Here is a 13,654-nt window from a genome sequence, read left to right as displayed (position 1 = left end):
ACTCCGAGATCAAACCCGTTTTCTAGGGTAGCAAGGCCTCTAAACCTTGGCGGCGCCTTTCTTTTCGCTCTTTTTCGGTTTTGCTGGTGCCACCTGCATTGCCCAGTTGCGGGTGAGGATCATGCGGGGGTGAATTAAACGGTGCTGGTCAACCAACCACAACAGCGTGCGATCGCACACCCGCCACACCGCCTCCTGTAAATTTTGGTGAGCCACCTTGCGCAATTCCTCTAGCTCCACCGTCTGGCCTCGCCCCGGCTCCAAGCTATCCGCGAGAAACACAACACAACTCAAGGCATCCATTCCCGGTTGACCCAAGGTATGGTTGGCAACGGCTGCTAAGACCTGTTCATCGGTAATGCCAAATTGCTGTCGCGCCACAAGGGCACTCACATCCGCGTGAAGCAGGTGGGGATCCGCCTCATCCACCTCCGTAATCGGCAGCCCCGCCTCCCGTGCCATGCTCAATAGCCGCTCCGGCGGAAAGTACTTTGCCAAATCGTGTAATAACCCCGCCCAAGCAGCGCGATCCACATCCAAACCGTGGTGTAGGGCTAGCTCCGCTGCCATCGTTTCTACCCGCAGGATATGTTGGAGTCGGGGTGCAGGCACATTCTCCGTCAACCACGCCAAAACCTGCTGGCGATCGCACAGCGAATCTTTAGCATCAGTTGTCACAAGCGGGGTCATAGCCAAAGCCACAGCAGGGATGATGAAGTGCTACCCTTGTATCATACCGAAGGCGCTTTTCACAAGGTTGGGAAACCCTTAAAACAGTCAAAGCTACTGTCGAGCAGGATCAGCTTCGTCCCTATGCATCCCATATTTTAGGAAAGGGCTGTAAGCGTTTTGTCCAACTTCCGTAATTTCACGGATAGGGTGAGGCAAAGAAAAAAGAGTATCGTAAAAGTACGGAGTCGTCCTGTGGAAGCTATTGAATCATACTAGCGGTGGGGGCACATTCCTGTGAGCTGTGACTTGAAAACAGGTCACCCTATCACCCTTCCCCCTGTTGAACGTGCTATTCATCCCCTTGGCTGCCTATGAGTTACTGCCTAAACCCAAACTGTGTCAAGCCAGAAAACCCCGATCATGTAGAGGTTTGCCAATCCTGTGGCAGCAAATTGTTGCTCAACGATCAATACAAAGCCATTAAGGTGCTGGGGCGGGGAGGGTTTGGTACTACCTTTTTGGCCGTGGATACAAAACTGCCCGGCAACCCCAGTTGTGTGATTAAACAATTACGGCCAGCCGCCACTGCTCCCCATATCTTGGCCATGGCGCGGGAACTCTTTTTGCGGGAAGCGACCACCCTCGGCAAAGTTGGCAACCATCCACAACTGCCGCGTTTGCTTGGCTACTTTGAAAATGAAAATGAGTTCTATCTCATCCAAGAATATGTGGGTGGCCTCACCCTGCAACAGGAGGTCAAACGCTTTGGCCCCAAAAGCGAAGAAGAGGTGAAGCAGGTTTTGCAGGAAGTGCTGCCCATCCTTGATTACCTACACAAAAATGGTGTGATCCACCGTGACATTAAGCCTGCCAACTTGATCCGCCGTGATATTGACAACAAGCTAGTGCTCATTGACTTTGGTGCAGTCAAAGACAAAGTCACCCAGGCGATGGTGGAAAATGCCCCAGAGCTATCCACATTTACCAGCTTTGCCGTGGGAACACCGATGTATGCGCCGCCGGAGCAAATGGCCATGCGTCCCATCTATGCCAGCGATATTTACGCTCTGGGTGTCACCTGTGTTTATCTCCTCACTGGTAAATCACCCAAAGAGATTGAGCGAGATCCGCACACGGGGGAATGGCATTGGAAGCGGTACGTCAAAAATATCTCCCCTAGGTTTGCCGCTCTCCTCGACAAAATGCTGGAGGATAGCGTTAAAAACCGTTACCAAAGCGCGATCGATGTCCTAGCCGATCTCCAGCTCCTTGATTGCCAAGAAACACCTGCGCTGGCTGCCCCTACCGTTACAGCAGAGGATGATGACCTCAGTAATGCCCTTGCAGCCCCTCCCAGCCAAGGCCGACCCCGTGGATCAGCTCAGTCCTCTAGTTATGCCTCCTCTGTGCGTCAAAATGCTGCAGCAGCTCGGTTGCGGCAATCGCGGATGACAGGATCTCCATGGGGTGGGCCGCCAGTTGTGGGGGCAGGCTCGGGTCAGCATCTGCGCCCCAAAGTCACCGTACGGATGACGGCTGCCCAAGTGCTAACGGCCTATAAGCGGGGAGAACGGGATTTTGTGGATGTCGACCTCTCCAATGTGGTATTGCGCAATGCCGATCTCTCCGGTGCCAATTTTGCCAATGCCAATTTTACCAATGCTGATTTGAAGGGTTGTATCCTCACCAATGTGGTCTTGCGGGAAGCCAATCTTCAAGGAGCTAACCTGAGTGATGCCAATCTCTGCGGTGCCTATCTGGTGCAAGCCAACTTTGAGCGGGCAAATTTGAAGGGAGCAAAATTGCAGGATGCCTCGATCTCAGGAGCCAACTTTACCGGTGCCGATATTTCTGGGGCAGACTTCAGTATGGTCTCTGGAATGGTTCAAGGCCAACTCGATCGCGCCAAGAAGAACTGGTTTACAAAGTTGCCTAAATAGAGGGGCGAGTTTGCCCCCTTTTCCTAGGACATTAGACACTTATCGGAGTCGCAGCCCGCAGGTCCTGCTTCCATGAGGGGTTGGGTATAGCGGGAGAGGGCTTCATGGAAATCATGGATCCGCTTGCGCCGAGCAACCGCAGTGACTTCCTGCTCGTACCGTTCTTTGCTAATGGGTTCAAAGGGCAGACGCGGGAATGTTTCATGGGCATCAAAGCGTGCCAAGAGCGCCGCAGAGATATACCCTTGATCCTGCTGAATCGCCGTGTAAATTGCCGTGGCAAGGGGTTCGACTTCAGGTTCCCGTAGCTCAATGGTGGCACTGGTGTTGTGGGTGGTGTAGTGCTGCTGCACCTGCATATAGAAGTCAAACTGCGCCAAGGCCGAAAACTGGCTAATATCAATCGTGTCTGCCCCCGGCAGATCTGCCCAAGAGACGGCAACGGGAATTTCCACTAGCCACTCGGTACACCGTGGATCAAAGGGATCATCAAGAAGTTTCCCTGTCTCATCCTTATCGGACTGGGAGGGAATGATATTGTAGCCAAAGTCATAGCAGGCCATGGCCACGGGGTCGCCCTTGCGGAAGGTAATCCGTCGAATAAAGCGTTGGGCTTTGGGGGGATGCCAGCCGGGAGAGGCACCCGTCAACAGGGATTTGGTACCGGAGGGTTGGACGGTGGTACAGCGATTGGGGCGCTTGAGGCCGTGGCGATCGCAATACTCCCAGACGGTCTCATGGACAATTTGCCGCCAGCGTTGCAGGAAGGCTGCCTCTTGGGCTTTGAATTCGCGCCCTTGGGGGGTATCCGGTCGTCCCGCGGCCCACCATTCCAGCCAAGGCACACCAAAGGCATGAACACAGAAGTCAAATAGCCCCGTAAAACTGACGCCAACAATGGGATCAATAGCGCGGGAGTATTGATAGCGATCGACAACAAAGCGATGGTTCAATAGCGCTGCCACTGAGAGCGCACCAGCCTTGAAGGCTTTTTCCTGTGTGATCGTATCCGCTGGATCAATTTGATTCAGGTGGATTTCCGCAAGGTTGCAGTGGAAATCAGCACCAATAATTTCACCGCAATTGTGAGCAACAAAGCCATTGGCATCAAAGCAATTCGGGCCGGGCACGGTACAGTCATACACTGGCTCAATGCCATCGGGAGTAATTGACTCAACGACAACTGTAAAGCGTTCGGGAGGTAAGGAGTCATTATGGGCGATCGCCCCCAATTCCAGAACCCGAGCCAGCGTTGTGAGATTATCCCCTTGGATAACTAGGGATGATTCTGCAACCACCGAAACGATTCCCAAACGCAGTAGCATGCGCTGAATAAGTGAAGCTAGTTGTCGATCCCCCAGTGTGACATGCAGCCGTGGTATTGATGTTAACTGAGTCGTAACGAAAATCTCTCGGAGGAACCCGCAGTAGAATGCATAGCTGCCTTCTTCGATGGTGATTAGGCGAAAGTTCTTTTCTAAGGTATGGGGGAGTACAGCTATCCAGTCGTTTTGGCGGTGCTCAATCCCTGTGAAACAGCCTGCTGCTTGGGTTTGCACAGCAGCGCTTCCTGTGGCAACTTGATAAAGGGCTTGAGCGGTGTAACGGCCTTCTTCCCAAGTTCCCTTACCACCCCAAGGGGTTAGATCACGGTGATTGTGCAAAAGAAGGCGATCGCCTGCGTGCAATTGACCTGCTTCTACCCATTCCGTGTATTGTCTTTTCGGGGTTTGGGCGGTCACTTTCAGCAAACGATGGTTCGCGGTGAGCCGTAGGGTATAGCCTTCACGGGTGGTAAGTTTGAGAACTGGCTGGATACCACTCAGGAAAAAGCCAGCGGCGGTGGTACTAAACAATTCGCCATTGACATAGGTGCCGTGCTGTTGGCCGATCAAATCTTTGACTTGGCGCGGCCCTACTTCTGTGAGTACCCACGTATCGCTTGTAACGCAGGGATTGAGGCCATAACGACCCAAGCGGTGAGCCAGCTCCCGTTGATCGATAGTGGGCAACAGTTGCCGCAAAAACGCCTCCCCCTGTTGATTTTCATAGGCACGGAGGAAGGCCTGCTTGAGATCCGCTGTAGTCAAAAGATCGGCATTGGCGCGGGCAACGGCTTCCCCGGCCCATTGAATGGCACCTTCTCCTGAATAGAACTGACTGCGCACGGCATTGATACATTCCTCGAGACTGGGCTTGGTGTGAAAGACACGGGTGTGGTTGGCCATCCGCAGCGCATCCCGCTTGGGATCAATTCGCCAATTGCCTTGCTCATCCTGTTGCCAGAGATTTTGTTTAGCCTGGGCAAAAGCTTCATCCTCACTTGCCCCCTGACGCATACCAGCGCTGTTGTGCATCAGATAACCATCACAGTAAAAACAGTGGGCATCTTTGACCTCAATATCATAGGTCTGAACATAGTCATAGCTGCCTAGTTCTTTTACTGTTACGGGAATATCAAGACTAACTTCAGCTTCAGCAATATACCTCTCGTAATTGGCATCCACGCTTCGGAAACCTTCAAAACCCATTTCCCGCATTTGGCTATAGGTATAGGTTTCCCGCATCATGGTTGCAGGAATTGTAAAGCCATGGGCTTCCTGTCCTTGATGAATTTTGCCTTTCAAGGAATACGGTGCAATGAGACTGTTGTAGCGAGCCTTAAAAGCTGGTAGTTTGAGGTGATATTTGAGTTGCCAATGCTCTTTTTGGGGGAGTGTGACACCGATTCGAACAGCAATTCCCAAACTAGATAAAAGAGCGCTAACTTGACGAGCAAATTTAGGATATACAGTCGTTAATAGGTAAGGTGGCCGCCCACAGGCAGAACCGTCACTATCCACTAGACCTGCTAAGTAAGCACAACGCACCTCAACCGTTCCCTGCAAGATAAAGCTAGGGACTTCTAACGGTTGTTTAGGTTGCTTAATATAGCGGTGAAAGTATTCTGCAAGATGAATAGAGGTTACTCGCGATCGCAAGGTATTCTCACCTTCAATACACTCTTGTCTGGCTTGTACACCGAAGAGAGTAAGAGCACAGTTGATTTTAGTATGAATCTGCTGAGCAAGCTTGGAATCTGAACTGTTGTAAACCCAACAAATGCTACCAAAGGGTTTGTTGTACTTGTTGCGTCCCAAGCTAACATAACCATCCCCGTGGGTAAAACCAATTAACCAAGCAACATCAGCCGTCAGTTCTGGAATAGTGATTGCTTGAGAAGTATGACTACCGCGTGGTCGAGAATCAGTAAAGTCTGATGGCAAATGAGTAACTGTACCGGGTAAAACTTGAGTATTGTGAAGCAGGCGATCGCCCGGGTTTAAGGCATTGACAAATTTCCAGTGAATTCCCCCTGAAACATCCGCAAGAGTTGCAATCCGATGGTTTAGGGTAGCTCGCAGCAAGGGACCATTTGTTATTACTTCATAAGCCTCTTGGTAGCCTTGGTCAAATTTCTGGGTTACTTGCCGAAACCCTAAGGGCGTTTGCACCCAGTCCCCCACTTGGATGTCTTTGATAGGGATCAGTCCCTTGCTTGTGTGTACCAAAGCATCCTCAGGCAAACAACGCCTCACATTGCCAGCAACAACCACAACGGCTGCCTCATCAATCAGCAGACAACACTCCACAGAAGTCAACTGGCGACCCACCGCCGCATTCAACAGTGCCGCGCAGCGATGGTAGAGGTCTGGCAGCTTTACTGGATTGGCAACTCCCCCAAACCCCTTGAGCCGCTCGCCCGTAGGACGCACATCACTAATGTCAATCGTCACCTGAACTGAACCAGCGAGTTGAGGATTGCTGGCGAGTTCAAGCAGCGTTTGGTAGGACTTCACCCACCCTTGGCGGCTATCCCCCACTTTGATTTGACAGGTCTGCCCCGTGAGTATTACAGTTGTTTGCTCTTGACGCGCTTCCTTGGGGGTTTGACCAATTTGACCAATGACAGTCACCTCAAGGCGATTGCAAATCGGCGGCAACTGGGAGATGTATTTCTGCTCTAGAATCGCCCCTGTGCCACAGCCCTGCATGGCCAAGTCCATCATCAGGCCAAAGGAATCCCAATCCACGACATTGGTGCTGGTGCAGTTGTAGGCACCGGAAAAGTTCTCGGGCTGGCGCACCCAATCCGTTCCTCCCACCCACAACCAACGGCCAGAGGGCAGTGCCTTCAAGTCCTGCTGCATTTCCCGGAGAAGGGCAACTTCTGCTGCGGTGAGGTGCCCCACTTCCTGTAGTCCTTGCAGGGTGCGATCGCACACCTGTTGCCAACTCTCCCGCTCGCCCGCTTCATTTTGGCGGCTGTAGGTGCGGTAAAACACGGGATAGGCTGTGGGAGCCGTAGCGGGGAAGCTGGTTTGAGGACGGGGAGGATTTTGCACCATAGGGGCAGGACTCAATGGCGGAATACTAGGTGTAGTGTACCGAAGCAATCCTTGGGGGTCAATAAGCACTAATTCTAGAGAGACCTGTAACTCCCCTGCCACAGCGAGAGGGAGATGCTAAGATAGCAGGAAGTTTTTGCTTTGAGTCCAGAGTCAATGGTTGCTGCTCTCCCAACGTCCTTCAGTACCGATGCCTTTGACCAAGTGGTGATGACCACCTATAGCCGCTTTCCCATTACGCTCGTGCGCGGTGAAGGCTGCCGTGTTTGGGATGATCAAGGCCGCAGCTATCTGGACTTTGTGGCGGGAATTGCCACCTGTACCCTCGGTCATGCCCATCCGGCTTTGGTGGAGACAGTCAGCCGCCAAATGCAAACGCTACACCACGTCTCAAATCTGTATTACATTCCCCAACAGGGGGCACTGGCGCAGTGGTTGGTGGCTCACTCCTGCGGCGATCGCGTCTTTTTCTGCAATTCCGGGGCTGAAGCCAACGAAGCCGCCATTAAACTGGCCCGTAAATACGCCCATACCGTTCGCCACATTGCCAACCCGATCATCATTACGGCACAGGCTAGCTTCCACGGGCGTACCCTCGCCACGATTACCGCTACGGGTCAACCCAAATACCAACAACACTTTGACCCCCTAGTGCCCGGCTTCGCCTATGTTCCCTACAACGATTTTGCGGCATTGCAGACTCTTGTTGAGCAGCTAGATCGATCCCAGCCCCAAGTGGCCGCTATTCTGTTGGAACCGTTACAGGGAGAAGGGGGAGTCCGTCCTGGCGATCGCCCCTACTTTGAGCAGGTACGCCAACTCTGTACCGAAAAAGGCATTCTCCTGATTTTTGATGAAGTGCAAGTGGGCATTGGTCGCACCGGATTCCTGTGGGGCTATGAAACCCTCGGTGTCGAACCCGATATTTTCACCTCCGCCAAAGGCCTTGCTGGCGGCGTTCCCATTGGTGCCATGATTGCCAAGGAGTTTTGTGCTGTCTTTCAGCCGGGGGATCATGCCAGTACCTTTGGCGGTAACCCCTTGGCCACGGCAGCAGCGCTCACGGTTTGTGAAATCCTTGAAAAAGAGAATCTCCTCGAAAATGTGCGCGATCGCGGGCAGCAACTGCGGACAGGACTACGCGAACTAGCAGCAACCTATCCCCAGCTCATTGCTGAGGTGCGCGGCTGGGGACTGATCAACGGTCTGGAACTGCAACCCGACACCCCCCTCACCGCTGCTGAAGTCGTCAAAGCTGCCCTTGCTGAGGGGCTATTGCTGGTGCCCGCGGGGCCGCAGGTGGTGCGCTTTGTCCCTCCTCTCATTGTCAGTGCTGCCGAGATTGATATGGCCTTAGGGGCAGTGAGCCGAGCCTTTGCCCACTTAACAGCCTAAAGCACATCCTTGCGTTTTTGAAAAACCCCCACTAGTCCCAGCATGAGGGCAATAATGCCCCCTAAGCGCAGGTTATTGACGGTGACATTGGCGTTGAACGTGTGCCTCTGAAGACTCCAAAAGCGATCAATAAGAGCTTCACCGCTGGCGATCGCCCGCCCCCGCTGCTCTTTCCAGAGGGCAAATTGGTCTTGCCAGCGCTCCATGGCCGCCTGATAGTCTTTGACCCGTTGATTGTACTCCTCGACGCGATCGCGATAGGCCTGATCAAACTCTAAGACCGAATTGGGCAGTGGCGGTGGATCACCCGGTTCCGGAGGTTGTGGGGGTTCGGGTTCATCTACAGCGGGGTGGTACTCCTTGCGCACGCCGGGAAAGCGGCAACGTTGAAAGAGGTTATCATCAAAACACGGACATTGCTCTAGGGCTTCAGGACTGAGTTTCTCCCGTTCAGATTTGGATTGCTGCCAGCAGGCATCCCGCGCCACATCCTGACCAAAACCGAAGAGGGACACCACATTGGCATAACTCCAGCGGGTCAACGTCACATCACTGATTAGATTGCCCACGCCCCCCAGATCCTTCAGAGGAATAATTGCTCCAGCAAAGGTAATCTGCGGTACCAAAAAGAGAATCGTTAACAAGGGAGCCACGGTTTGCGTCGGCGAGAGGGCAGAGACCAGTAACCCCATCACCATGCCACCAAAGGTGGCCAGAAACAGCGTTAGATACAAGCCAGCGATCGCCCCAATACCGAGGCTCAGATCGATCGCCAAAAACTTCACCGCCAAAAAAACCGCTGCTTGGTACAGTGCCAGCACCACTGCTGGGCCAAGCTTGGAGAAAATATAGGGCCACAGCCCCAACCCCACCATCCGTTCGCGGCGATAGATCTCCAGTTCCTTAACAATTTCCCGCATCGTCGCTAGGCTGCCCACCATCACCGCAATCAGCACAGTAACAAAGGCCATCGTAAATGCCTGCCCCGCATCCCCCTGATCCGGATCGAGAATCGTTGGCTTCCAGAGGACAAAATCCAAGGCTCCCAAAATCGGCGCGAGGGAGAGCATGAGAATGAGTGCCGCCCGATCCTGTCGCAAAATGGCCAAGTTTCGCTGGGTGAGGATCCACCACTGCCGCCACGGTGCCACTGGGGGCAAGGTTGTTTTGGGGCGTTGCGGTTGAACTTGACGGGTTGCTCCCGTATCCACATTCAGGGGACGCTGCCGCTCCACCACATAGGTTTGATACAGATGAGACTGGCGATAGCGCTGCTGCCACACCGCCGGATTGGGCTCGCTCTCAATCTTGAGGTAAATTTCATCAAAATCTTGGACATCAAAATAGCTAAGGGCTTGATCCGGTGGCCCAAAATAGGCAAGGTGGCCGCCCCGTGCCAAAAACACCACCAAATCGCAGAGCATGACATTCTTAGTCGCATGGGTAATCAGTAAAATCGTTCGCCCCTGATCTGCCAACTGCCGCAACAGCCGCATCATCTGGGTTTCTGTGCCCGGATCCAAGCCAGAAGTGGCTTCATCCAAGAAAAATAAACTGGGGCGGGTGAGCAATTCCACACCAATCGACACCCGTTTGCGCTGACCGCCACTCAGTTGTTTCACCAGTACATTGCGACGAGATGTTAACTCCAATTCCGCAAGGACGCGGTTCACCTGTTCCTGTCGCTCTTGATCGCTAAAATCAGCAGGTAAGCGCAGTCGTGCCGCATAGTCCAAGGCCTGAGCCACCGTTAGCTCGCTGTGGATAATGTCATCCTGAGGCACATAGCCAATCTGGGTGCGATAGGTGCCAAAGTAGCGGTATAGGTCGTAGCCATTGACCAGTACCGTGCCCGCCGTCGCCGGGCGAAAGCCATTGAGGGCATCGAGGAGTGTTGATTTACCGGCACCACTGCCGCCAACAATCGCGACAAACTCGCGGGGCAAAATTGAAAGGGAAATGTCTTGCAGCAGCTTTGCCCCCTTGGCGGTGGTTTTGCTGAGGTGGATGGCATCGAGGCGCAGATTGCCACTGTCGTTGTGGGGAACAATGGTTTCGTCGGGGGTAAACAGCGAGCTATAGGGGCCAATGCGCACCAAAGCCCCCGTGGGTAAAGGCACGGGTTTGCGGGGTTCAAGGCGCTGGTTATTGATGAAGGTGCCGTTGGCAGAGTCGAGATCGACAATGTACCACTGTCCTTCCTGAAGGTAGAGGCGGGCATGAAACCGCGAGACGACCGGATGATCCAGCACCATATCATTGCTGGGATCTCGGCCAATCCGCACCTGCTGGCGATCGCGCAGTTGGAGGGGGCGCGTTTGCTCCACAACCTCCGTGGCGGGCATCAACAAGTAGGTCAGCCGCAGGAATTCCCCCACATGGATCACATCCCCCGGTGCCAAGGCATGTTCGCTAATCGTTGTGCCTCGCCAGTGAAGGCCATTCTTGCTGCCCAAGTCAATAATTTTGTAATGCTCTCCCGATCGCACCAGCTTGGCATGGTGAAAGGACACAAAGGGATGGTCAATGGTGATGTCCGCCTTCGGATCCCGACCGAGAACCAGTTCCTCCTTCAGCAGCGGAAATTCCTGCAACCACTGGGGCGTTGCCACCTGCAAGATCGGCGTACTGGCAGCCCCCATCACCACCGTGCCCGGCAGTTCCGTTGTTGCCATGCCATCTGGATCAAAAATGGCTTCAAAGTCACCGATTTGTAGGCGATCGCCCGCCTTTAGAGCCACAGGGGTGCGTGGCCGCAGCTTCGTACCATTCAAAAAAGTGCCGCTGGCGCTCCCAAGATCCGCCACTTGATAACCCGTCTCCGTGGGAATAATCAAGGCATGGTGGCGGGAAATCCCCTCACCGACGAGAATCACTTGGCTTTGGGGGTCGGTACCGATAAGCAGGCGATCGCGCCCCAGTTGAATTTGCTGTCGTGAACCATCAGCCGCTAAAAGGTTGAGAATGGGCACTGCCATACCGCTTGTTTAGAAACCCCACTTCATTTTGTCACTAGAGCCAGAGTAAGAATTTTCTATTACAGGAACAAGAAAAAACCCTAAAGTATTAGTCGTTACGAAATCATTGGGATTAAATTTGCTAAATTAGCATCCAATTCATCCAGACATTGCCACTCTGTTGCACCCTCTCCCAGACATGTAGAAGAAATCTCTTTTTCCTGTACTCCGCCGTTGTTGTGGGGATGTATTCATGTTGATGCACGTTGAAATTATTGAAAGTAACCCCCACCTGCGTTCCCTCCTTGGCTGGCACCTACAGCAAGTGGGGCACATCGTTCATCTTGCCAGTGGTTGTCAACAGGGGCAGGAAGTATTTCAACTGCGACATCCCGATTTGGTTGTTCTCGATCTGGACTTGAATGAGGGCAATGGTTTGGAATTATGCCGCTGGCTTCACTACCAAAACACTGTTTTGATTTTAGTTCTTTCCGCCCATGAGGATGAAGCGGATGTGGTGACGGCGCTGCGGGTGGGTGCCGATGATTACTTGGCCAAACCCTTTGGGATGCAGGAATTTCTTGCCCGAGTCGAGGCCTTGGCACGGCGAGCACGCCCCTGTTTACCCAGTGTCCTGAACTTGGGTGAGTTACAAGTCGATTTAGTGCAGCGGCGAGTGGTGGTACGCAATGTGCCAGTGGATTTGACACCGCAGGAATTTAGCCTACTCTATGTTCTGACGCAAATGGGGGGCACGCCTTTGAGTCGTCAGGAGTTGCTGCGGCGAGCTTGGCCAGAGAGCATTGACAACCCCCGCACCGTGGATACGCATATCTTATCTTTGCGTAAGAAAATCGAAGTGGATCCGCAGCAGCCGCGCCTCATTCAAACCGTGCGCAATGTGGGCTATCGGCTGCACCTAGAGCCATTGAATGGGCGCTACCAGCAGAATGGCAATAAACCCCATTCCCGTCCCCCGCGATCGCCCCGCCACGTATTGGTTTAGACTTTGTCCAGTCTTCCTAAAATATTCTCAAGTTTCTCAAATGAGCGATCCCTTTGCGTGGCTAGAACCTGCCCTAGATGCCCTGCACCGTGCCCATTGGTATCGCCAACCCCTTCTCAGTAGCGCACCGGGGGCAGTGGTGAGTGTTGGCGAGCCACCCCGCCCATTGATTAACTTTTGCAGCAATGACTACTTGGGTCTGGCCAACCATCCGCAGGTGAAAGCAGCCGCCATTAAGGCGATTGACGAATGGGGTACTGGGGCGACCGGGTCTCGCCTTCTCAGTGGTCAACGTTGTCTTCATGAACAACTAGAGCGGGCGATCGCCCAGTGGAAAGGTACAGAGGCTGCCTTAGTCTTTAGTTCCGGTACTGCCGCCAATCTCGGTACCATTGCTGCCCTTGTGGATCAACGGGACTTGGTACTAGGGGATGCCTACAACCATGCCTGCCTCAAAAAAGGTGCTCGCCTCAGTCGGGCCGTCTTCTACGAATATCCCCACAACAACGTCGCCATCCTTGCCCAACTTCTAGAAACCCATCGCTGCCAATACCGCCGCTGTCTTATCCTCACCGATGGTGTCTTTAGTATGGATGGGGATGTTGCCCCCCTAGAGGAGATATTGGCGCTAGCCGAAGCCTACACAGCCATGGTACTGGTGGACGATGCCCACGGCACAGGGGTGTTGGGAACTAATGGTGCCGGTACCTTAGCCGCCTTGAAGCAATCGAGTCCGACCGTCATTCAAATGGGTACCCTCAGCAAAGCCCTTGGCAGTTTAGGGGGATACATTGCCGGCCCTCAAGCCCTGATCACCTATTTGCAACACCGTGCCAGCACATGGAGCTATAGCACGGGACTTTCACCTGCCGATACCGCTGCTGCCCTTGCCGCCCTTGAGCAACTACAAGCAGAGCCTGCCCTGCGCCAAGCCCTTGAGGAGCGCATTCAACAACTCGAAGAAGGACTGCAAGAATTGGGTTGCCCCGTTTTGCCCCGTCCGCTACCGACCCCCATCTTTTGCCTGCCTGCTCCCGATCCAGTCACTGTTCTCCAATGGAGTCAGAAATTACAAGAGGCTGGATGTTGGGTGGCGGCGGTACGGCCACCGACCGTGCCCTTTAGTCGTCTGCGCATCACCCTAAGAGCCGATCACACTTCTGAGCACATTGGGCAATTGTTGGCAGCGTTGGGAGCCTTATTAAAGGGCTGTTAAGAATCGCTGACGATCACTCTCTATTTCGCCTAGGCTGTAGATAGTTCCGTGCCATCGGCAAACTGTGCCAAGGAGTGAGT

At 53.5% G+C, this 13,654-nt stretch carries 7 protein-coding genes; 4 read left to right on the top strand and 3 right to left on the bottom strand.

Features of this window, described 5'->3' with window-relative positions:
• Positions 1-39 precede the first annotated feature (39 nt).
• Entirely contained in the window at positions 40-690 is a 651-nt protein-coding gene (gene yqeK, locus M0646_RS11440; RefSeq protein ID WP_149820967.1) for a bis(5'-nucleosyl)-tetraphosphatase (symmetrical) YqeK, read from the bottom strand.
• A 353-nt stretch (positions 691-1,043) separates the two neighbouring features.
• Between yqeK and M0646_RS11435 the strand changes: the two genes are divergently transcribed.
• The gene (locus M0646_RS11435) at positions 1,044-2,612 is read left to right on the top strand and encodes a serine/threonine-protein kinase (RefSeq protein ID WP_286625780.1); all 1,569 of its coding nucleotides are present in this window, start codon (positions 1,044-1,046) and stop codon (positions 2,610-2,612) included.
• 23 nt (positions 2,613-2,635) lie between these two features.
• On the opposite strand, the gene nrdJ is transcribed toward M0646_RS11435, so the two are convergent.
• Positions 2,636-7,000, bottom strand: coding sequence for a ribonucleoside-triphosphate reductase, adenosylcobalamin-dependent (gene nrdJ / locus M0646_RS11430; protein ID WP_286650001.1), 4,365 nt, complete (start codon positions 6,998-7,000; stop codon positions 2,636-2,638).
• 156 nt (positions 7,001-7,156) lie between these two features.
• Here nrdJ and M0646_RS11425 point away from each other — a divergent pair, with 156 nt between their 5' ends.
• Positions 7,157-8,395: an aspartate aminotransferase family protein gene (locus tag M0646_RS11425; RefSeq protein ID WP_286625778.1), complete on the top strand. Its 1,239-nt coding sequence runs from the start codon at positions 7,157-7,159 to the stop codon at positions 8,393-8,395.
• Here the strand turns inward: M0646_RS11425 and M0646_RS11420 are convergent.
• The gene (locus tag M0646_RS11420; RefSeq protein ID WP_286625777.1) at positions 8,392-11,373 is read right to left on the bottom strand and encodes an FHA domain-containing protein; all 2,982 of its coding nucleotides are present in this window, start codon (positions 11,371-11,373) and stop codon (positions 8,392-8,394) included. The two genes, M0646_RS11425 and M0646_RS11420, sit on opposite strands and share 4 nt — an antisense overlap.
• A gap of 232 nt (positions 11,374-11,605) precedes the next feature.
• Between M0646_RS11420 and M0646_RS11415 the strand changes: the two genes are divergently transcribed.
• Together M0646_RS11415 and bioF are read left to right on the top strand one after the other, a co-directional pair.
• Complete coding sequence (locus M0646_RS11415; protein ID WP_286625775.1) at positions 11,606-12,358, top strand: response regulator transcription factor; 753 nt, start codon at positions 11,606-11,608, stop codon at positions 12,356-12,358.
• Positions 12,359-12,398: 40 nt separating this feature from the next.
• A complete protein-coding gene (gene bioF, locus M0646_RS11410) occupies positions 12,399-13,574 on the top strand; it encodes an 8-amino-7-oxononanoate synthase (protein WP_286625774.1) in 1,176 nt (391 codons plus the stop codon).
• Positions 13,575-13,654: the final 80 nt, after the last annotated feature.

The sequence above is a fragment of the Thermosynechococcus sp. B3 genome, from assembly GCF_030323045.1.
In the GTDB taxonomy this organism is placed as follows: Bacteria; Cyanobacteriota; Cyanobacteriia; order Thermosynechococcales; family Thermosynechococcaceae; genus Thermosynechococcus.
Note: the sequence above shows the minus strand (reverse complement) of the source record. Positions and strands in the feature narration are given on the sequence as shown.